Below are 20,836 nucleotides of genomic sequence, written 5' to 3' on the forward strand. Positions count from 1 at the left end.
CGCCAGAAGAAAAAGCTCGCGGTATCACCATCAACACCGCGCACGTTGAGTACAACTCGAAGATCCGTCACTACGCTCACGTTGACTGCCCAGGTCACGCTGACTATGTGAAGAACATGATCACCGGTGCTGCTCAAATGGACGGCGCTATCCTGGTTTGCTCGGCCGCTGATGGTCCGATGCCGCAAACCCGTGAGCACATCCTGCTGTCTCGTCAGGTAGGCGTTCCGTACATCGTGGTTTTCCTGAACAAGGCTGACCTGGTAGACGACGCTGAGCTGCTGGAACTGGTTGAGATGGAAGTTCGCGACCTGCTGTCCACCTACGACTTCCCGGGCGATGACACTCCAATCATCATCGGTTCGGCTCGTATGGCGCTGGAAGGCAAAGACGACAACGAAATGGGCACCACTGCCGTTCGTAAATTGGTTGAAACTCTGGACAGCTACATCCCAGAACCAGTTCGTCTGACCGACAAGCCGTTCCTGATGCCAATCGAAGACGTATTCTCGATCTCCGGTCGCGGTACTGTTGTGACTGGTCGTATCGAGCGCGGTATCGTTCGCGTTCAGGATCCGCTGGAAATCGTTGGTCTGCGTGACACTACCGTCACCACTTGCACCGGCGTTGAAATGTTCCGCAAACTGCTCGACGAAGGTCGTGCTGGCGAGAACTGCGGCGTTCTGCTGCGTGGCACCAGGCGTGACGACGTTGAGCGTGGTCAGGTTCTGGTTAAGCCGGGTTCGGTTAAGCCGCACACCAAGTTCACCGCAGAAGTTTATGTTCTGAGCAAGGAAGAAGGCGGTCGTCATACTCCGTTCTTCAAAGGCTACCGTCCACAGTTCTACTTCCGTACTACTGACGTGACTGGTAACTGCGAGCTGCCAGAAGGCGTTGAAATGGTAATGCCAGGTGACAACATTCAGATGACTGTTACCCTGATCAAAACCATCGCGATGGAAGATGGTCTGCGTTTCGCTATCCGTGAGGGCGGTCGTACCGTCGGCGCTGGCGTCGTAGCCAAAATCATCGAGTAAATTGTTGTAATGTCTTTTTCGGGCCGGCATAATGGTCGGCCTGATTTTGTTTTAGGTCAGTAGCTCAATTGGCAGAGCGACGGTCTCCAAAACCGTAGGTTGGGGGTTCGATTCCCTCCTGACCTGCCAGATTCACTTGGTGTATCTGGCTTTCTTTTCACAGGATCTTCATAGATGACTCCTAAAGCTGAAGCTCAAGGCTCTCGCTTCGATCTACTTAAGTGGCTTGTAGTAGTCGCCTTGGTGGTTGTTGGCGTTGTTGGCAATCAGTATTACTCTGCTTCGCCGATCCTGTACCGCGTACTCGCATTGCTTGTCATTGCTGCTGTAGCTGCCTTTGTAGGCCTGCAGACGGTGAAGGGCAAGTCTTTCTTTGTACTGGTTAAGGAAGCTCGCACCGAGATTCGTAAAGTCGTATGGCCAACTCGCCAAGAAACCACGCAGACCACGCTGATAGTTGTGGCTGTTGTACTGGTTATGGCGTTGCTGTTGTGGGGGCTCGATTCCCTGCTCGGCTGGCTTGTTTCCTTGATTGTCGGCTAAGGGTGTCCCGTGGCTAAGCGTTGGTACGTTGTGCATGCTTACTCCGGTTACGAGAAGCATGTCATGCGCTCTTTGGTCGAGCGCGTAAAGCTGGCTGGCATGGAAGATGGCTTCGGCGAAATTCTGGTTCCCACTGAAGAAGTGGTTGAAATGCGTAATGGCCAGAAGCGCAAAAGCGAACGCAAGTTCTTCCCTGGCTATGTGCTGGTGCAGATGGATATGAATGAGGGTACTTGGCACTTGGTCAAGGACACTCCTCGGGTGATGGGCTTCATTGGCGGTACTGCTGACAAGCCTGCACCGATTACAGATAAAGAGGCAGAAGCAATTCTGCGTCGTGTTGCTGATGGTAGCGACAAGCCGAAGCCGAAGACGTTGTTCGAGCCGGGTGAGTCAGTACGTGTCAATGACGGGCCGTTTGCCGATTTTACCGGCACGGTTGAAGAGGTTAACTACGAAAAGAGCCGGATCCAAGTGGCGGTGCTCATTTTCGGTCGCTCTACTCCGGTAGAGCTAGAGTTCAGCCAGGTCGAAAAGGTCTAGCTGATCAAGCATCCCAACCCCGCAGCCCCAGGCTGTGGGGTTTTGTCGTCACTGGGATAAACGCGCAAGTAACCGGGGAGCCTTTCGAGGCGTTTGAACCCGTAATTGGAGTGCCTCATGGCCAAGAAGATTACCGCTTACATCAAGCTGCAAGTGAAGGCCGCTCAGGCTAACCCAAGCCCACCTGTTGGTCCTGCTTTGGGTCAGCACGGCGTGAACATCATGGAATTCTGCAAGGCTTTCAACGCCCGTACCCAGGGTCTTGAGCCAGGTCTGCCGACTCCAGTGATCATCACTGTCTACAGCGACCGTAGCTTCACTTTCGAAACCAAGTCCACCCCTGCTTCGGTTCTGCTGAAGAAGGCTGCTGGTCTGACTAGCGGTTCCGCTCGTCCGAACACCGTTAAGGTTGGCACCGTGACCCGTGCTCAGCTGGAAGAAATCGCGAAAACCAAAAACGCGGATCTGACTGCAGCTGATATGGAAGCAGCCGTGCGTACTATCGCCGGTTCTGCTCGTAGCATGGGCCTTAACGTGGAGGGTGTGTAATGGCTAAGCTGACCAAGCGTCAAAAGGCTATCGCCGGCAAAATCGAAGCAGGCAAGTCCTACAACTTTGTAGACGCTGCTGCCCTGCTGGCTGAGCTGTCGACTGTCAAGTTCAGCGAGTCGTTCGACGTTGCTGTGAACCTGGGCGTTGACCCGCGTAAATCTGACCAGGTTGTTCGTAGCGCTACTGTGCTGCCACACGGCACTGGCAAGACCGTTCGCGTTGCTGTGTTCACCCAGGGTCCTGCTGCTGAGGCCGCTCTGGCTGCCGGCGCTGACCGTGTAGGTATGGACGACCTGGCTGCCGAAATGAAAGGCGGCGACCTGAACTATGACGTAGTTATCGCATCCCCGGATGCAATGCGCGTTGTTGGTCAGTTGGGTCAGATCCTCGGCCCGCGCGGCCTGATGCCTAACCCTAAAGTTGGCACCGTAACTCCAGACGTAGCTACCGCGGTTAAAAACGCCAAGGCTGGTCAGGTTCGTTATCGCACCGACAAAAACGGCATCATCCACACTTCCGTTGGCAAGATTGGCTTCGACGCCGTCAAGCTGAAGGAAAACGTTGAAGCCCTGATCGCTGATCTGAAGCGTATCAAGCCAGCTTCTTCGAAAGGCATTTACGTCAAGCGCGTTACCCTGAGCACTACCATGGGCCCAGGTCTGGTTATCGACCAAAGCTCGCTCGACGCGTAAGACACAGGTTGGCGCAAGCGATTGCGTCAATTGAAAGATTGGGGTCCCTGCCTGGCGGGGGCTATCCAAGACCGTAGGCGACGCAAGTCTTAAACCTAAAGCCTACGCAGATGGTGCTCCCGGTTCCTTACCGAATCAGACACCAAAACGACATCCGACTCCGGTTGGATGAAACGGTAACAAGCAGGAGTTAAACCCGTGGCAATTAAACTCGAAGACAAGAAGGCCATCGTCGCTGAAGTCAACGAGGCTGCCAAAGTCGCTCTGTCCGCTGTCGTGGCTGATGCCCGTGGCGTAACAGTAGGCGCAATGACCGGACTCCGTAAAGAGGCTCGTGAAGCTGGCGTTTACGTACGTGTCGTACGTAACACCCTGCTCAAGCGCGCTGTTGCTGACACTGAATACAGTGTTCTCAACGACGTGTTCACCGGCCCGACCTTGATTGCGTTCTCCAAAGAACATCCGGGCGCTGCTGCTCGTATCTTCAAAGAGTTCGCCAAAGGTCAGGACAAGTTCGAGATCAAGGCAGCTGCGTTCGAGGGCAAGTTCCTCGCAGCTAATCAGATCGACGTACTGGCAACCCTGCCGACCCGTGACGAAGCAATTTCTCAGCTGATGAGCGTGATTCAAGGCGCTACCAGCAAATTGGCTCGTACTCTGGCGGCAGTTCGCGACCAAAAAGAAGCAGCTGCAGCCTAAGGCTCGTCTCCTTCTCGCGTTTTTTGTTTATTTCGATGGTCGCGTAGGCCGTCCCCAATATCAGGAATTAGATTCATGTCTATCTCTCAGAACGATATCCTTGAAGCAGTTAGCAACATGTCCGTAATGGAAGTTGTTGAGCTGATCAAAGCTTTCGAAGAAAAATTCGGTGTTACCGCTGCTGCTGCATCGGCTGGTCCAGCTGCTGCTGCCGCTGTTGTTGAAGAGCAAACTGAATTCAACGTCATGCTGACCGAAGCTGGCGAGAAGAAAGTTAACGTGATCAAGGCAGTACGTGAACTGACCGGTCTGGGCCTGAAAGAAGCCAAGGCTGTAGTTGACGGCGCTCCTGCCATGGTTCTGGAAGCTGTTTCGAAAGACGCAGCTGACAAAGCCAAAGCTACTCTGGAAGAAGCAGGCGCTAAAGTCGAGCTGAAGTAAGCATCGACTTTGCTCCTCCAGCCCAAGCGTAAAGCGAAAGGCTGATGGCTGGTGGCTCTTGCCACCGGCCTTTTTCCGTTATTGGCAGCCGACTGGGTCGGTGTTGATAACGAGCTGTAACCACCCGATGTGGTGGCGCAAACCATGGGGTTTGCACGATTTTCTGGCTGCTCCCGTCGGGAGGGGCCAAACAAGCAGGTGACCAAGCTGGGGAACGCTGATGGCTTACTCATATACTGAGAAAAAACGTATCCGCAAGGACTTTAGCAAGTTGCCGGACGTCATGGATGTGCCGTACCTCCTGGCCATCCAGCTGGATTCGTATCGTGAATTCTTGCAAGCGGGAGCGACTAAAGATCAGTTCCGCGACGTGGGCCTGCATGCGGCCTTCAAATCCGTTTTCCCGATCATCAGCTACTCCGGCAATGCTGCGCTGGAGTACGTCGGTTATCGCCTGGGCGAACCGGCATTTGATGTCAAAGAATGCGTGTTGCGCGGTGTAACTTACGCCGTACCTTTGCGGGTAAAAGTGCGCCTGATCATTTTCGACAAAGAATCGTCGAACAAAGCGATCAAGGACATTAAAGAGCAAGAAGTCTACATGGGTGAAATCCCCCTGATGACTGAGAACGGTACTTTCGTAATCAACGGTACCGAGCGTGTAATCGTTTCCCAGCTGCACCGTTCCCCGGGCGTGTTCTTCGACCACGACCGTGGCAAGACGCACAGCTCCGGTAAACTGCTGTACTCCGCGCGCATCATTCCTTACCGCGGTTCGTGGCTGGACTTCGAGTTCGACCCGAAAGATTGCGTGTTCGTGCGTATCGACCGTCGTCGCAAGCTGCCTGCATCGGTACTGCTGCGCGCGCTGGGCTATACCACTGAAGAAGTGCTCGACGCGTTCTACACCACCAACGTTTTTCACCTGAGCGGCGAAACCCTCAGTCTGGAACTGATTGCTTCGCGTCTGCGTGGTGAAATCGCTGTTCTTGATATTCAGGACGAGAAGGGCAAGGTCATCGTTGAGGCTGGTCGCCGTATTACTGCGCGCCACATCAACCAGATCGAAAAAGCCGGTCTCAAGACCCTGGAAGTGCCTCTGGACTACGTCCTGGGTCGCACTACCGCCAAGGCCATCGTGCATCCGGCAACCGGCGAAATCCTGGCAGAGTGCAACACCGAGCTGAACACCGAGATCCTGGCCAAAATCGCCAAGGCTCAGGTTGTTCGCATCGAAACTCTGTACACCAACGATATCGACTGCGGTCCGTTCGTCTCCGACACACTGAAGATCGACTCCACCAGCAACCAATTGGAAGCGCTGGTCGAGATCTATCGCATGATGCGTCCAGGCGAGCCGCCAACCAAGGATGCTGCCGAGACTCTGTTCAACAACCTGTTCTTCAGCCCTGAGCGTTATGACCTGTCTGCGGTCGGCCGGATGAAGTTCAACCGTCGTATCGGTCGTACCGAGATCGAAGGTTCGGGCGTGTTGTGCAAAGAAGACATCGTCGCGGTCCTGAAGACTCTGGTCGACATCCGTAACGGTAAAGGCATCGTCGATGATATCGACCACCTGGGTAACCGTCGTGTTCGCTGCGTAGGCGAAATGGCCGAGAACCAGTTCCGCGTTGGCCTGGTACGTGTTGAGCGTGCGGTCAAAGAGCGTCTGTCGATGGCTGAAAGCGAAGGCCTGATGCCGCAAGACCTGATCAACGCCAAGCCAGTGGCTGCGGCAGTGAAAGAGTTCTTCGGTTCCAGCCAGCTGTCCCAGTTCATGGACCAGAACAACCCGCTCTCCGAGATCACCCACAAGCGTCGTGTGTCTGCACTCGGCCCTGGCGGTTTGACTCGTGAGCGTGCAGGCTTTGAAGTTCGTGACGTACACCCGACTCACTACGGTCGTGTATGCCCGATTGAAACGCCGGAAGGTCCGAACATCGGTCTGATCAACTCCCTGGCAGCTTATGCGCGCACCAACCAGTACGGCTTCCTCGAGAGCCCGTACCGTGTGGTGAAAGACGCTCTGGTCACCGACGAGATCGTGTTCCTGTCCGCCATCGAAGAAGCTGATCACGTGATCGCTCAGGCTTCGGCCACGATGAACGACAAGAAAGTCCTGATCGACGAACTGGTAGCTGTTCGTCACTTGAACGAGTTCACCGTCAAGGCGCCGGAAGACGTCACCTTGATGGACGTTTCGCCGAAGCAGGTAGTTTCGGTTGCAGCGTCGCTGATCCCGTTCCTCGAGCACGACGACGCCAACCGTGCGTTGATGGGTTCGAACATGCAGCGTCAAGCTGTACCAACCCTGCGCGCTGACAAGCCGCTGGTCGGTACCGGCATGGAGCGTAACGTAGCTCGTGACTCCGGCGTTTGCGTCGTGGCTCGTCGTGGCGGCGTTATCGATTCCGTCGACGCCAGCCGTATCGTGGTTCGTGTTGCTGATGACGAAGTTGAAACCGGCGAAGCTGGTGTCGACATCTACAACCTGACCAAGTACACCCGCTCCAACCAGAACACCTGCATCAACCAGCGTCCGCTGGTGCGTAAAGGTGATCGGGTTCAGCGTAGCGACATCATGGCCGACGGTCCGTCCACCGATATGGGTGAGCTGGCTCTGGGTCAGAACATGCGCATCGCGTTCATGGCATGGAACGGCTTCAACTTCGAAGACTCCATCTGCCTGTCCGAGCGTGTGGTTCAGGAAGATCGTTTCACCACGATCCACATTCAGGAACTGACCTGTGTGGCTCGTGACACCAAGCTTGGGCCAGAGGAAATCACTGCAGACATCCCGAACGTGGGTGAAGCTGCACTGAACAAGCTGGACGAAGCCGGTATCGTTTACGTAGGTGCTGAGGTTGGCGCAGGCGACATTCTGGTTGGTAAGGTCACTCCGAAAGGCGAGACCCAACTGACTCCGGAAGAGAAGCTGTTGCGTGCCATCTTCGGTGAAAAAGCCAGCGACGTTAAAGACACTTCCCTGCGCGTGCCTACCGGCACCAAGGGTACTGTCATCGACGTACAAGTCTTCACTCGTGACGGCGTTGAGCGTGATGCTCGTGCACTGTCGATCGAGAAGACTCAACTCGACGAGATCCGCAAGGACCTGAACGAAGAGTTCCGTATCGTTGAAGGCGCCACTTTCGAACGTCTGCGTTCCGCTCTGGTTGGCCACAAAGCCGAAGGCGGTGCCGGTCTGAAGAAAGGTCAGGAAATCACCGACGAAGTTCTCGACGGTCTTGAGCATGGTCAGTGGTTCAAACTGCGCATGGCTGAAGATGCTCTGAACGAGCAGCTCGAGAAGGCTCAGGCCTACATCGTTGATCGCCGCCGTCTGCTGGACGACAAGTTCGAAGACAAGAAGCGCAAACTGCAGCAAGGCGATGACCTGGCTCCAGGCGTGCTGAAAATCGTCAAGGTTTACCTGGCAATCCGTCGTCGCATCCAGCCGGGCGACAAGATGGCCGGTCGTCACGGTAACAAAGGTGTGGTCTCCGTGATCATGCCGGTTGAAGACATGCCGCACGATGCCAATGGCACCCCGGTCGACGTCGTCCTCAACCCGTTGGGCGTACCTTCGCGTATGAACGTTGGTCAGATCCTTGAAACCCACCTGGGCCTCGCGGCCAAAGGTCTGGGCGAGAAGATCAACCGGATGATCGAAGAGCAGCGCAAGGTTGCTGAGCTACGCACCTTCCTGGACGAGATCTACAACCAGATCGGCGGTCGTAACGAAGATCTGGATAGCTTCTCCGACCAGGAAATCCTGGATCTGGCGAAGAACCTGCGTGGCGGCGTTCCAATGGCCACTCCAGTGTTCGACGGCGCCAAGGAAAGCGAAATCAAGGCCATGCTGAAACTGGCAGACCTGCCAGAAAGCGGCCAGATGCAGCTGACCGACGGCCGTACCGGCAACAAGTTCGAGCGCCCGGTTACTGTTGGCTACATGTACATGCTGAAGCTGAACCACTTGGTAGACGACAAGATGCACGCTCGTTCTACCGGTTCGTACAGCCTGGTTACCCAGCAGCCGCTGGGTGGTAAGGCGCAGTTCGGTGGTCAGCGTTTCGGGGAGATGGAGGTCTGGGCACTGGAAGCATACGGTGCCGCTTACACTCTGCAAGAAATGCTCACAGTGAAGTCGGACGATGTGAACGGCCGTACCAAGATGTACAAAAACATCGTGGATGGCGATCACCGTATGGAGCCGGGCATGCCCGAGTCCTTCAACGTGTTGATCAAGGAAATTCGTTCCCTCGGCATCGATATCGATCTGGAAACCGAATAACACGTGACGCGAATCGAGAGCGGGGCAGGATTGCCCGCTCTCTGCTCCGCCAGGAGGAAAGGCCTTGAAAGACCTACTGAATTTGCTGAAAAACCAGGGTCAAGTCGAAGAGTTCGACGCCATCCGTATTGGATTGGCATCGCCTGAGATGATCCGTTCGTGGTCGTTCGGTGAAGTTAAAAAGCCGGAAACCATCAACTACCGTACGTTCAAACCTGAGCGTGACGGCCTGTTCTGCGCCAAGATCTTTGGCCCGGTAAAGGATTACGAGTGCCTGTGCGGTAAGTACAAGCGCTTGAAGCACCGTGGTGTGATCTGCGAGAAGTGCGGCGTTGAAGTCGCGCTGGCTAAAGTTCGTCGTGAGCGCATGGCGCACATCGAACTGGCCTCGCCAGTTGCCCACATCTGGTTCCTGAAATCGCTGCCGTCGCGTATCGGTTTGCTGATGGACATGACCCTGCGTGATATCGAACGCGTTCTCTACTTCGAGAGCTATGTCGTTATCGATCCAGGCATGACCACCCTTGAAAAGGGTCAGCTGCTGAACGATGAGCAGTACTTCGAAGCGCTGGAAGAGTTCGGCGACGATTTCGATGCCCGCATGGGTGCCGAAGCTGTCCGTGAACTGCTGCACGCTATCGACCTGGAACACGAGATTGGCCGTCTGCGTGAAGAAATTCCGCAAACCAACTCCGAAACCAAAATCAAGAAGCTGTCCAAGCGTCTGAAGTTGATGGAAGCCTTCCAGGGTTCCGGCAACCTTCCAGAATGGATGGTGCTGACCGTTCTGCCGGTTCTGCCGCCAGATCTGCGTCCACTGGTCCCGCTGGATGGCGGTCGCTTCGCGACTTCCGATCTCAACGATCTGTATCGTCGAGTGATCAACCGTAACAACCGCTTGAAGCGCCTGCTTGATCTGTCCGCTCCGGACATCATCGTGCGCAACGAAAAGCGTATGTTGCAGGAAGCCGTCGACGCACTGCTCGACAACGGTCGTCGTGGCCGCGCTATCACCGGTTCCAACAAGCGTCCTCTGAAATCCCTGGCTGACATGATCAAGGGTAAGCAAGGTCGTTTCCGTCAGAACTTGCTCGGTAAGCGTGTTGACTACTCCGGTCGTTCGGTAATTACCGTAGGTCCGACCCTGCGTCTGCACCAGTGCGGTCTGCCGAAGAAAATGGCTCTCGAGCTGTTCAAGCCGTTCATTTTCGGCAAGCTGGAAATGCGTGGTCTCGCGACCACCATCAAGGCTGCCAAGAAGATGGTCGAGCGCGAGCTGCCGGAAGTTTGGGACGTTCTCGCTGAAGTGATTCGCGAACACCCGGTACTCCTCAACCGTGCACCGACCCTTCACCGTCTGGGTATCCAGGCGTTTGAACCGGTACTGATCGAAGGTAAGGCTATCCAGCTGCACCCGCTGGTCTGCGCCGCGTACAACGCCGACTTCGACGGCGACCAAATGGCCGTGCACGTACCGCTGACACTGGAAGCCCAGTTGGAAGCGCGCGCGTTGATGATGTCGACCAACAACATTCTGTCGCCAGCCAACGGTGAGCCAATCATCGTTCCGTCGCAGGACGTTGTATTGGGTCTGTACTACATGACTCGTGAAGCGATCAACGCCAAGGGCGAAGGTCGTGTGTTCGCGGATCTGCAAGAAGTTGACCGTGTGTTCCGTGCCGGCGAAGCCGCACTGCACGCCAAGGTCAAAGTGCGGATCAACGAAACCGTCAACGACCGTGATGGTGGCAGCGTGAGCAACACCCGTATCGTCGACACTACTGTCGGTCGTGCGCTGTTGTTCCAGGTTGTGCCAAAAGGTCTGTCGTACGACGTCGTCAACCTGCCGATGAAGAAAAAGGCGATCTCCAAGCTGATCAACCAGTGCTACCGCGTGGTTGGTTTGAAAGAGACCGTGATCTTCGCCGACCAGTTGATGTACACCGGTTTTGCTTACTCGACCATTTCCGGCGTTTCCATCGGTGTAAACGACTTCGTTATCCCGGATGAGAAAGCCCGCATCATCAGTGCAGCTACCGATGAAGTGAAAGAGATCGAAAGTCAGTACGCCTCCGGCCTGGTAACCCAGGGCGAGAAGTACAACAAAGTGATCGACCTTTGGTCCAAGGCGAACGACGAAGTTTCCAAGGCGATGATGGCCAACCTCTCGAAAGAGAAAGTCATCGACCGTCATGGTGTCGAAGTCGACCAGGAATCGTTCAACTCGATGTACATGATGGCCGACTCGGGCGCACGGGGTTCTGCTGCGCAGATCCGTCAGCTCGCCGGTATGCGTGGCCTGATGGCCAAGCCGGATGGCTCCATCATTGAAACGCCGATTACTGCGAACTTTCGTGAAGGTTTGAGCGTACTCCAGTACTTCATCTCCACTCACGGTGCTCGTAAAGGTTTGGCGGATACCGCGTTGAAAACTGCGAACTCCGGTTACCTGACTCGTCGTCTGGTAGACGTAGCGCAGGATCTGGTTGTGACCGAGATCGACTGCGGCACCGAGCATGGCCTGGTAATGACTCCGCACATTGAAGGCGGTGACGTTGTTGAGCCGCTGGGTGAGCGCGTATTGGGTCGTGTCATTGCCCGTGACGTGTTCAAGCCGGGTACTGAAGAAGTTATCGTTCCTGCCGGTACGCTGGTAGACGAGAAGTGGGTCGAGTTCATCGAGCTGAACAGCATCGACGAAGTGATCGTGCGTTCGCCGATCAGCTGCGAAACCCGCTATGGCATTTGCGCCAAGTGCTACGGCCGTGACTTGGCTCGTGGTCACCAGGTGAACATCGGTGAAGCGGTCGGCGTTATCGCTGCCCAGTCCATTGGTGAGCCAGGTACCCAGCTGACCATGCGTACGTTCCACATCGGTGGTGCGGCAAGCCGGACCTCCGCTGCTGACAGCGTTCAGGTGAAGAATGGCGGTACCGTCCGTCTGCATAACCTGAAGCACGTTGAGCGAGTGGATGGTTGCCTGGTTGCTGTGTCCCGTTCCGGTGAGCTGGCGATCGCTGACGACTTCGGTCGTGAGCGTGAGCGTTACAAGCTGCCGTACGGTGCTGTGATTTCGGTTAAAGAAGGTGACAAGGTCGACGCTGGCGCAATCGTGGCCAAGTGGGATCCGCACACTCACCCAATCGTTACCGAAATGAAAGGTACCGTGACCTACGTGGGCATGGAAGAAGGCATCACGATCAAGCGTCAGACTGACGAATTGACCGGTATGACCAACATTGAAGTACTCGACGCCAAAGACCGTCCAGCTGCCGGTAAAGATATCCGTCCTGCTGTGAAGATGGTTGATGACAACGGCAAGGATCTCTTGCTGCCGGGTACCGACGTAATTGCTCAGTACTTCCTGCCTGCTAACGCCTTGGTCGGTGTAGCGGACGGTGCGAAAATTGCGATCGGTGACGTTATCGCTCGTATTCCGCAAGAGACTTCGAAGACCCGTGACATCACCGGTGGTCTGCCGCGTGTTGCCGACTTGTTCGAAGCTCGTCGTCCGAAAGAAGCCTCGATTCTGGCTGAAGTCAGCGGCACCATCGCGTTCGGTAAAGAGACCAAAGGCAAGCGCCGTCTGGTCATTACCCCGAACGACGGTAGCGATCCGTACGAAGAGCTGATTCCGAAGTGGCGTCACCTGAACGTCTTCGAAGGCGAACAGGTAAACCGCGGCGAAGTTATCTCCGACGGCCCGAGCGATCCACACGACATCCTGCGTCTGCTGGGTGTGAGTGCGCTGGCCAAGTACATCGTGAACGAGATCCAGGACGTTTACCGTCTGCAAGGCGTGAAGATCAACGACAAGCACATCGAGACCATCCTGCGTCAGATGCTGCGTAAAGTTGAAATCGCTGAATCCGGCGATTCCAGTTTCATCAAGGGCGACCAGATGGAATTGACTCATGTTCTGGTAGAGAACGAGCGTCTGGCTGGCGACGAGAAATTCGTTTCCAAGTTCACTCGCGTACTGTTGGGTATCACCAAGGCGTCGTTGTCCACCGAATCGTTCATCTCGGCGGCTTCCTTCCAGGAAACCACTCGAGTACTGACCGAAGCGGCAGTCACCGGCAAGCGCGATTACCTGCGCGGCCTGAAAGAAAACGTAGTCGTGGGTCGCCTGATCCCGGCGGGTACCGGTCTGGCTTATCACAGCGAGCGTAAGCGCCGTCGTGATGCTGACAAACCGTTGCGCGTAAGCGCCAGTGAAGTGGAAGCTGCACTGACCGAAGCGCTGAACTCGAGCGGTAACTGAGTTCTGCGATAAATGAGCGTAAGGCCCTGGTCGCTCCGTTCATCGAATCGAGACAATTTGTCGAGGTTCGATGGGCGGGGAGGTCGGGGCCTTGCCTTGACTGGGGGCAAGATCCTCTTTAGACTCTTGTACCCCTAAATTTGGCGGGAATTCGTTCCTGCCATTTTGCTTTTCTTGCAAGACAATAGCGTCGCAAGACAACAGTGGAGCTAGTAGATGGCAACTATCAACCAGCTGGTACGTCAGCCGCGTAAGCGTATCGTCGAGAAATCCGACGTGCCTGCGCTGCAGAACTGCCCGCAACGTCGTGGCGTATGCACCCGTGTGTATACCACCACGCCGAAAAAACCTAACTCGGCACTGCGTAAAGTATGCCGTGTGCGCCTGACCAACGGTTTCGAGGTTTCCTCGTACATCGGCGGTGAAGGCCACAACCTGCAAGAGCACAGCGTGGTACTGATCCGCGGCGGTCGTGTAAAAGACTTGCCAGGTGTTCGTTACCACACCGTGCGCGGTTCTTTGGATACTTCCGGCGTTAAAGGTCGTAACCAGGGTCGTTCGAAGTACGGTACCAAGAAGCCTAAGTAGTAGCGGCTTTTTGTAAGAACTGATTTTCTATTTTTCTGAGTCGATAAGAGTAAGGTCGGAGGCGTCCCGTAAGGGCACCGATTCCGAGCGAACCTGAAGACCGTTTGAGGGCTTATCCATGCCAAGAAGACGCGTAGCAGCCAAGCGCGAAGTGCTTGACGATCCAAAATACGGCAGCCAGATCCTGGCCAAGTTCATGAACCACGTGATGGAAAGCGGCAAGAAAGCCGTTGCCGAGCGTATCGTTTATGGCGCGCTGGAAAAAGTTAAAGAACGCAAGAACAGCGATCCCCTGGAAATCTTCGAGAAAGCTCTCGACGCCATCGCTCCGCTGGTCGAAGTAAAGTCGCGCCGTGTAGGCGGTGCTACTTACCAGGTTCCGGTCGAAGTTCGTCCGTCCCGTCGTAACGCTCTGGCAATGCGCTGGTTGGTAGACTTCGCACGCAAGCGCGGCGAGAAGTCTATGGCTCTGCGTTTGGCTGGCGAACTGCTGGACGCCGCTGAAGGCAAAGGTGCTGCAGTTAAGAAGCGTGAAGACGTGCACCGTATGGCTGAAGCCAACAAGGCTTTCTCGCACTACCGCTTCTAATTTTAGCGTCACTAATTTTGCGAGGGCTTTATGGCTCGTACTACACCGATTAACCGCTACCGTAACATTGGTATCGTTGCTCACGTGGATGCTGGTAAGACCACCACCACCGAGCGCGTCCTTTTTTACACTGGCAAAAGCCACAAGATGGGCGAGGTGCATGACGGCGCCGCGACCACCGACTGGATGGTTCAGGAGCAGGAGCGTGGTATTACCATTACTTCTGCTGCTATTACCGCGTTCTGGCAGGGTTCCGAGAAGCAGCACAAGGACCAATACCGCTTTAACGTCATCGACACCCCGGGCCACGTTGACTTCACTATTGAAGTTGAGCGTTCCCTGCGTGTTCTCGACGGCGCGGTAGTTGTGTTCTGCGGCACCTCGGGTGTTGAGCCTCAGTCGGAAACCGTATGGCGTCAAGCCAACAAGTACGGCGTTCCACGTCTTGTTTACGTAAACAAGATGGACCGTGCTGGTGCGAACTTCCTGCGCGTGATCGGTCAGATCAAGCAGCGTCTGGGTCACACTCCGGTGCCAATCCAGTTGGCCATCGGTTCCGAAGACAACTTCCAGGGTCAGATCGATCTGATGTCCATGGAAGCTGTTTACTGGAATGACGCTGACAAAGGCATGACTCCACGTCGCGAGCCAATCCCTGCTGAACTGCAGGAACTGGCTAACGAGTGGCGCGGCAACATGATTGAAGCTGCAGCCGAAGCCAGCGAAGAGCTGATGAACAAGTACCTCGAAGGTGAAGAACTCACCAACGCGGAAATCAAGGCCGCTCTGCGTCAGCGTACTATCGCTGGTGAGATCGTTCTGGCTGTTTGCGGTTCTTCCTTCAAGAACAAGGGTGTTCCCCTGGTTCTCGACGCCGTTATCGACTACCTGCCGGCTCCTACCGACATTCCTGCCATCAAGGGTACTGACCCGGATGACGAGACTCGGGAAATGGAGCGTCACGCAGACGACAGCGAGCCGTTCTCGGCTCTGGCGTTCAAGATCGCTACCGACCCATTCGTGGGTACCTTGACCTTTGTTCGAGTTTACTCGGGCGTGTTGGCCTCCGGCGACGGCGTGATCAACTCGGTTAAAGGCAAGAAAGAGCGCGTGGGTCGTATGGTGCAAATGCACGCAAACGCCCGTGAAGAAATCAAGGAAGTGCGCGCTGGTGACATCGCGGCCTTGATCGGCATGAAGGACGTCACCACTGGTGAGACTTTGTGCAACGCTGACAAGCCAATCATCCTGGTTCGCATGGACTTCCCGGAGCCGGTTATTTCGGTTGCCGTAGAGCCTAAGACCAAGGATGACCAGGAAAAAATGGGTATCGCTCTGGGCAAGCTTGCTCAGGAAGATCCATCTTTCCGCGTCAAAACCGATGAAGAGACTGGTCAAACGATCATCTCTGGCATGGGCGAACTGCACCTGGACATCCTGGTTGACCGGATGCGCCGTGAGTTCAACGTCGAAGCCAACATTGGTAAGCCTCAGGTTTCCTATCGTGAGCGCATCACGAAGAACTGTGAAATCGAAGGAAAATTCGTTCGTCAATCCGGCGGTCGTGGCCAGTTCGGCCATTGCTGGATTCGTTTTGCTCCTGCTGACGAAGGTCAGGAAGGTCTGCAATTCGTGAACGAAGTCGTGGGTGGTGTGGTTCCTAAGGAATACATCCCGGCGATCCAGAAGGGTATCGAAGAGCAGATGAAGAACGGCGTTGTTGCCGGCTATCCGCTGATCGGCCTGAAGGCTACCGTGTTTGATGGTTCTTACCACGACGTCGACTCCAACGAGATGGCGTTTAAAGTGGCTGCTTCCATGGCGACCAAGCAACTGGCCCAGAAGGGTGGTGGTGAGTTGCTTGAGCCGATCATGGCGGTAGAGGTTGTTACGCCTGAAGACTATATGGGTGACGTGATGGGCGACCTTAACCGTCGTCGCGGCATGATTTTGGGTATGGAAGACACGGTCTCCGGCAAGGTAATTCGCGCCGAAGTTCCGTTGGGCGAGATGTTCGGTTATGCGACCGATGTTCGTTCCATGTCCCAGGGTCGCGCAAGCTACTCTATGGAATTCAAAAAATACAATACGGCTCCGTCGCACATCGTCGAAACCGTTACCAAAAAACAAGGCTGATTCAGTCCTTTAGGCAAGGAGTTAATTGTCGTGGCTAAAGAAAAATTTGATCGTTCCCTACCGCACGTCAACGTTGGCACCATCGGTCACGTTGACCATGGTAAAACCACTCTGACCGCTGCTCTGACTCGCGTTTGCTCCGAAGTTTTCGGTTCGGCAATCGTTGATTTCGACAAGATCGACAGCGCACCAGAAGAAAAAGCTCGCGGTATCACCATCAACACCGCGCACGTTGAGTACAACTCGAAGATCCGTCACTACGCTCACGTTGACTGCCCAGGTCACGCTGACTATGTGAAGAACATGATCACCGGTGCTGCTCAAATGGACGGCGCTATCCTGGTTTGCTCGGCCGCTGATGGTCCGATGCCACAAACCCGTGAGCACATCCTGCTGTCCCGTCAGGTAGGCGTTCCGTACATCGTGGTTTTCCTGAACAAGGCTGACCTGGTAGACGACGCTGAGCTGCTGGAACTGGTTGAGATGGAAGTTCGCGACCTGCTGTCCACCTACGACTTCCCGGGCGATGACACTCCAATCATCATCGGTTCGGCTCGTATGGCGCTGGAAGGCAAAGACGACAACGAAATGGGCACCACTGCCGTTCGTAAATTGGTTGAAACTCTGGACAGCTACATCCCAGAACCAGTTCGTCTGACCGACAAGCCGTTCCTGATGCCAATCGAAGACGTATTCTCGATCTCCGGTCGCGGTACTGTTGTGACTGGTCGTATCGAGCGCGGTATCGTTCGCGTTCAGGATCCGCTGGAAATCGTTGGTCTGCGTGACACTACCGTCACCACTTGCACTGGCGTTGAAATGTTCCGCAAACTGCTCGACGAAGGTCGTGCTGGCGAGAACTGCGGCGTTCTGCTGCGTGGCACCAAGCGTGACGACGTTGAGCGTGGCCAGGTTCTGGTTAAGCCGGGTTCGGTTAAGCCGCACACCAAGTTCACCGCAGAAGTTTACGTTCTGAGCAAGGAAGAAGGCGGTCGTCATACTCCGTTCTTCAAAGGCTACCGTCCACAGTTCTACTTCCGTACTACTGACGTGACTGGTAACTGCGAGCTGCCAGAAGGCGTTGAAATGGTAATGCCAGGTGACAACATTCAGATGACTGTTACCCTGATCAAAACCATCGCGATGGAAGATGGTCTGCGTTTCGCTATCCGTGAAGGCGGTCGTACCGTCGGCGCTGGCGTCGTAGCCAAAATCATCGAGTAAGTCTCTTTTAGAGTCGGCTTGATGAGTTGAAAAAGCCTCCGCTTAGCGGGGGCTTTTTTATTGGGTTGACACCTATCTGGGGCGTCTATAGAATTGCGCCTCCTTTTAACGGGCGTATTGCGCTCGGTGGGAATAGCAGCCGGAGTCTGAAATCCAATGCAAAATCAGCAAATCCGTATCAGGTTGAAGGCTTTTGACCATCGCCTGATCGACCAATCCACCCAGGAAATCGTGGAAACCGCGAAACGTACTGGTGCTCAAGTGCGTGGTCCAATTCCACTGCCTACCCGTAAAGAGCGGTTCACCGTTCTGGTCTCCCCGCACGTCAACAAAGACGCGCGTGACCAGTACGAGATCCGTACTCATAAGCGCGTACTGGACATCGTCCAGCCAACGGATAAAACCGTTGATGCTCTTATGAAGCTTGATCTTGCGGCCGGTGTGGAAGTGCAGATCAGCCTCGGCTAAGACTCGGTCTTAGTCGTGTAACGCTCTGAAATGGGCGGCCATAGCGGGTGAAAGCCCCGTACACTCATGAGGTTTACAACATGACTATTGGTGTAGTCGGTCGTAAATGCGGTATGACCCGTATTTTCACCGAAGAAGGTGTCTCCATTCCGGTCACGGTCATTGAGATCGAACCGAATCGCGTCACCCAGTTCAAAACTGAAGAAACCGATGGCTATCGTGCAGTGCAAGTCACTGTCGGCGAGCGTCGTGCTTCGCGTGTTACAGCTGCTCAAGCTGGCCACTTCGCTAAGGCGAACGTTGCCGCTGGTCGTACCGTAATGGAATTCCGCCTTGAAGAAGGCGAGTACCAGGCCGGCGATCTGATCAACGCTGAAATCTTCGCTGCTGGTCAACTGGTTGATGTAACCGGTCAGTCCAAAGGTAAAGGCTTCCAGGGTACGATCAAGCGTTGGAACTTCCGCGGGCAAGATAATACCCACGGTAACTCCGTGTCCCACCGCGTTCCAGGCTCTATCGGCCAGTGCCAGACTCCTGGTCGTGTATTCAAGGGCAAAAAAATGTCCGGTCATATGGGCGCTGAGCGCGTGACCGTGCAGTCCCTCGAAGTAGTGCGCGTGGACGCTGAACGCAATCTGTTGTTGGTCAAGGGCGCTGTTCCTGGCGCTACTGGCGGCAACTTGGTTGTACGTCCAGCAGCCAAGGCTCGCGGTTAAGGGGAAGCTGACATGCAATTAAATGTAAATGACGCTCAAGCGATCGAAGTTTCCGAACTGACATTTGGCGGCGAATTCAACGAGACGCTGGTTCACCAGGCAGTCGTGGCCTACATGGCTGGCGGTCGTCAGGGTTCCAAGCAGCAAAAGACCCGTTCCGACGTTCGTGGTGGCGGTAAGCGCCCATGGCGTCAGAAAGGTACTGGCCGTGCTCGTGCCGGTACTATCCGTAGCCCAATCTGGCGTGGCGGCGGTACCACTTTCGCAGCTCGTCCTCAGGATCACACCCAGAAGCTGAACAAGAAGATGTATCGCGCAGCAATGCGTTCCATCCTTGCTGAGCTGGTGCGTACTGATCGTCTGGTAGTGGTTCAGGATTTCGCTGTTGATGCACCGAAGACCAAAGATCTGCTGAACAAACTGACCGGCATGGGCTTGACTGACGTCTTGATCGTGTCTGAAGTCGTTGATCAGAACCTGTACCTGGCTGCTCGTAACCTGCCACACGTTGATGTCCGTGACGTGCAAGGTTCCGATCCAGTTAGTCTGATCGCATACGACAAGGTGTTGATCACCGTGTCGGCCGTGAAGAAATTCGAGGAGCTGCTGGGATGAACCAGGAACGCGTATTTAAAGTTCTGCTTGGCCCGCACGTTTCCGAGAAGGCTACGGTTCTGGCTGACAAGAAAGGCCAGTTCGTTTTCAAGGTTGCAACTGACGCAACCAAGCTGGAAATCAAGAAGGCCGTCGAAAGCCTGTTCAGCGTGAAAGTAGAGCGTGTTACTACCCTGAATGTTCTGGGTAAGAGCAAGCGCACTGCTCGCGGTCTGGGCAAGCGTAATGACTGGAAGAAGGCAGTTATCTCCCTTCAGCCAGGCCAAGATCTCGATTTCAGCAGCAGTGCTGAGTAAGGAAGGGGTGCATCATGGCAATCGTTAAATGCAAACCGACTTCCCCTGGCCGCCGTTTTGTGGTCAAGGTGGTCAACCAGGAGCTGCATAAAGGCGCTCCTCACGCACCGCTGCTCGAGAAAAAATCGAAGACTGGTGGTCGTAACAACAATGGTCGTATTACCACTCGTCACATCGGTGGTGGCCATAAGCAGCATTATCGTCTGGTCGATTTCCGTCGCAACGACAAAGATGGCATCTCTGCCACTGTCGAGCGTATTGAATACGATCCAAACCGTACTGCTCACATCGCTCTGCTGCTGTACGCAGATGGCGAGCGTCGCTACATCATCGCCCCTAAAGGCGTGAGTGCTGGTGACCAGCTGATCGCAGGTGCTCTGGCACCGATCAAGCCGGGCAACGCTCTGCAACTGCGTAACATTCCAGTTGGTAGCACCGTACACGGCATCGAATTGAAGCCAGGTAAAGGCGCCCAAATCGCTCGTTCCGCTGGTGCTTCGGCTCAGCTGATCGCTCGTGAAGGTGTCTACGTGACCCTGCGTCTGCGTTCTGGTGAGATGCGTAAAGTGCTGGCTGAATGCCGCGCGACCCTGGGTGAAGTCTCGAACTCCGAGCACAGCCTGCGTTCGCTGGGTAAAGCTGGTGCCAAACGCTGGCGTGGCGTTCGCCCAACCGTTCGTGGTGTTGCCATGAACCCGGTTGACCACCCACATGGTGGTGGTGAAGGTCGTACCTCTGGTGGTCGTCATCCGGTATCGCCATGGGGCTTCCCGACTAAGGGCGCGAAGACTCGTGGTAATAAGCGTACCGACAAAATGATCGTCCGTCGTCGCAAGTAAATAGAGGGATACGACAGTGCCACGTTCTCTGAAAAAAGGTCCTTTTATCGATCTTCACCTACTGAAGAAGATCGAAGTGGCGGCGGAAAAGAACGATCGCAAACCGGTGAAAACCTGGTCGCGTCGTTCGATGATCCTGCCACAAATGGTCGGTTTGACCATCGCAGTACACAACGGTCGTCAACACGTCCCGGTTCTCGTTAACGAAGACATGGTCGGCCACAAACTGGGCGAGTTCGCCGGTACCCGCACTTATCGTGGGCACGTGGCAGACAAGAAAGCCAAGCGTTAAGGGGTTAG

Annotated in this window: 19 protein-coding genes and 1 tRNA gene; all 20 read left to right on the top strand. The window is 55.1% G+C overall.

Going from position 1 to position 20,836, the window contains the following annotated elements; genetic code table 11:
- A partial coding sequence (gene tuf, locus C7534_RS24360; RefSeq protein WP_109787304.1) for an elongation factor Tu occupies positions 1-1,037 on the top strand: 1,037 nt, incomplete at its 5' end.
- A 53-nt stretch (positions 1,038-1,090) separates the two neighbouring features.
- Positions 1,091-1,166 (top strand) — tRNA-Trp (locus tag C7534_RS24365).
- Positions 1,167-1,211: 45 nt separating this feature from the next.
- Complete coding sequence (gene secE / locus C7534_RS24370; protein WP_007896620.1) at positions 1,212-1,580, top strand: preprotein translocase subunit SecE; 369 nt, start codon at positions 1,212-1,214, stop codon at positions 1,578-1,580.
- 9 nt (positions 1,581-1,589) lie between these two features.
- Complete coding sequence (gene nusG / locus C7534_RS24375; protein ID WP_007896622.1) at positions 1,590-2,123, top strand: transcription termination/antitermination protein NusG; 534 nt, start codon at positions 1,590-1,592, stop codon at positions 2,121-2,123.
- A gap of 117 nt (positions 2,124-2,240) precedes the next feature.
- Complete coding sequence (gene rplK, locus C7534_RS24380; RefSeq protein ID WP_007933726.1) at positions 2,241-2,672, top strand: 50S ribosomal protein L11; 432 nt, start codon at positions 2,241-2,243, stop codon at positions 2,670-2,672.
- Entirely contained in the window at positions 2,672-3,367 is a 696-nt protein-coding gene (gene rplA, locus C7534_RS24385; RefSeq protein WP_008041297.1) for a 50S ribosomal protein L1, read from the top strand. Before rplK ends, rplA begins: the two co-directional genes overlap by 1 nt.
- 198 nt (positions 3,368-3,565) lie before the next feature.
- Complete coding sequence (gene rplJ, locus C7534_RS24390) at positions 3,566-4,066, top strand: 50S ribosomal protein L10 (RefSeq protein WP_046033385.1); 501 nt, start codon at positions 3,566-3,568, stop codon at positions 4,064-4,066.
- A 75-nt stretch (positions 4,067-4,141) separates the two neighbouring features.
- Entirely contained in the window at positions 4,142-4,507 is a 366-nt protein-coding gene (rplL, locus tag C7534_RS24395) for a 50S ribosomal protein L7/L12 (protein ID WP_046033384.1), read from the top strand.
- 220 nt (positions 4,508-4,727) lie between these two features.
- A complete protein-coding gene (rpoB, locus tag C7534_RS24400) occupies positions 4,728-8,801 on the top strand; it encodes a DNA-directed RNA polymerase subunit beta (protein WP_046033383.1) in 4,074 nt (1,357 codons plus the stop codon).
- Between the two features lie 64 nt (positions 8,802-8,865).
- Entirely contained in the window at positions 8,866-13,065 is a 4,200-nt protein-coding gene (gene rpoC / locus C7534_RS24405) for a DNA-directed RNA polymerase subunit beta' (protein ID WP_046033382.1), read from the top strand.
- 216 nt (positions 13,066-13,281) lie between these two features.
- A complete protein-coding gene (gene rpsL / locus C7534_RS24410) occupies positions 13,282-13,653 on the top strand; it encodes a 30S ribosomal protein S12 (protein ID WP_002555494.1) in 372 nt (123 codons plus the stop codon).
- 118 nt (positions 13,654-13,771) lie between these two features.
- Positions 13,772-14,242 carry a 30S ribosomal protein S7 gene (rpsG, locus tag C7534_RS24415; RefSeq protein WP_002555493.1) on the top strand — a complete coding sequence of 157 codons (471 nt, stop codon included), beginning with the start codon at positions 13,772-13,774 and terminating at the stop codon, positions 14,240-14,242.
- Between the two features lie 30 nt (positions 14,243-14,272).
- Positions 14,273-16,378 (top strand): elongation factor G, encoded by a 2,106-nt coding sequence (gene fusA, locus C7534_RS24420; RefSeq protein WP_046033381.1) that lies wholly within the window; start codon positions 14,273-14,275, stop codon positions 16,376-16,378.
- Positions 16,379-16,408: 30 nt separating this feature from the next.
- Positions 16,409-17,602 carry an elongation factor Tu gene (gene tuf / locus C7534_RS24425; RefSeq protein ID WP_027924378.1) on the top strand — a complete coding sequence of 398 codons (1,194 nt, stop codon included), beginning with the start codon at positions 16,409-16,411 and terminating at the stop codon, positions 17,600-17,602.
- Positions 17,603-17,758: 156 nt separating this feature from the next.
- Positions 17,759-18,070 (top strand): 30S ribosomal protein S10, encoded by a 312-nt coding sequence (gene rpsJ / locus C7534_RS24430; protein ID WP_003186070.1) that lies wholly within the window; start codon positions 17,759-17,761, stop codon positions 18,068-18,070.
- A gap of 80 nt (positions 18,071-18,150) precedes the next feature.
- On the top strand, positions 18,151-18,786 hold the full coding sequence (rplC, locus tag C7534_RS24435; protein ID WP_003186059.1) for a 50S ribosomal protein L3: 636 nt from the start codon (positions 18,151-18,153) through the stop codon (positions 18,784-18,786).
- Between the two features lie 12 nt (positions 18,787-18,798).
- Positions 18,799-19,401 (top strand): 50S ribosomal protein L4, encoded by a 603-nt coding sequence (gene rplD / locus C7534_RS24440; RefSeq protein ID WP_007896707.1) that lies wholly within the window; start codon positions 18,799-18,801, stop codon positions 19,399-19,401.
- Positions 19,398-19,697 carry a 50S ribosomal protein L23 gene (gene rplW / locus C7534_RS24445; RefSeq protein ID WP_002555488.1) on the top strand — a complete coding sequence of 100 codons (300 nt, stop codon included), beginning with the start codon at positions 19,398-19,400 and terminating at the stop codon, positions 19,695-19,697. The genes rplD and rplW overlap by 4 nt, the downstream gene beginning before the upstream one ends.
- Positions 19,698-19,711: 14 nt before the next feature.
- A complete protein-coding gene (rplB, locus tag C7534_RS24450; protein ID WP_003176423.1) occupies positions 19,712-20,536 on the top strand; it encodes a 50S ribosomal protein L2 in 825 nt (274 codons plus the stop codon).
- Between the two features lie 16 nt (positions 20,537-20,552).
- Positions 20,553-20,828: a 30S ribosomal protein S19 gene (rpsS, locus tag C7534_RS24455; protein WP_002555486.1), complete on the top strand. Its 276-nt coding sequence runs from the start codon at positions 20,553-20,555 to the stop codon at positions 20,826-20,828.
- The last annotated feature ends 8 nt before the right edge of the window (positions 20,829-20,836 follow it).

Source organism: Pseudomonas sp. OV226 (genome assembly GCF_003148705.1).
Taxonomy (GTDB): Bacteria; Pseudomonadota; Gammaproteobacteria; order Pseudomonadales; family Pseudomonadaceae; genus Aquipseudomonas.

Coding starts and splice junctions, on each gene's coding strand:
- rpsL (WP_002555494.1), top strand. CDS start 13,282: ATGGCAACTATCAACCAGCTGGTACGTCAGCCGCGTAAGCGTATCGTC.
- rplA (WP_008041297.1), top strand. CDS start 2,672: ATGGCTAAGCTGACCAAGCGTCAAAAGGCTATCGCCGGCAAAATCGAA.
- rplC (WP_003186059.1), top strand. CDS start 18,151: ATGACTATTGGTGTAGTCGGTCGTAAATGCGGTATGACCCGTATTTTC.
- fusA (WP_046033381.1), top strand. CDS start 14,273: ATGGCTCGTACTACACCGATTAACCGCTACCGTAACATTGGTATCGTT.
- rplD (WP_007896707.1), top strand. CDS start 18,799: ATGCAATTAAATGTAAATGACGCTCAAGCGATCGAAGTTTCCGAACTG.
- rpsJ (WP_003186070.1), top strand. CDS start 17,759: ATGCAAAATCAGCAAATCCGTATCAGGTTGAAGGCTTTTGACCATCGC.
- rplK (WP_007933726.1), top strand. CDS start 2,241: ATGGCCAAGAAGATTACCGCTTACATCAAGCTGCAAGTGAAGGCCGCT.
- rpsG (WP_002555493.1), top strand. CDS start 13,772: ATGCCAAGAAGACGCGTAGCAGCCAAGCGCGAAGTGCTTGACGATCCA.
- rplB (WP_003176423.1), top strand. CDS start 19,712: ATGGCAATCGTTAAATGCAAACCGACTTCCCCTGGCCGCCGTTTTGTG.
- rplW (WP_002555488.1), top strand. CDS start 19,398: ATGAACCAGGAACGCGTATTTAAAGTTCTGCTTGGCCCGCACGTTTCC.
- rplL (WP_046033384.1), top strand. CDS start 4,142: ATGTCTATCTCTCAGAACGATATCCTTGAAGCAGTTAGCAACATGTCC.
- rpoB (WP_046033383.1), top strand. CDS start 4,728: ATGGCTTACTCATATACTGAGAAAAAACGTATCCGCAAGGACTTTAGC.
- secE (WP_007896620.1), top strand. CDS start 1,212: ATGACTCCTAAAGCTGAAGCTCAAGGCTCTCGCTTCGATCTACTTAAG.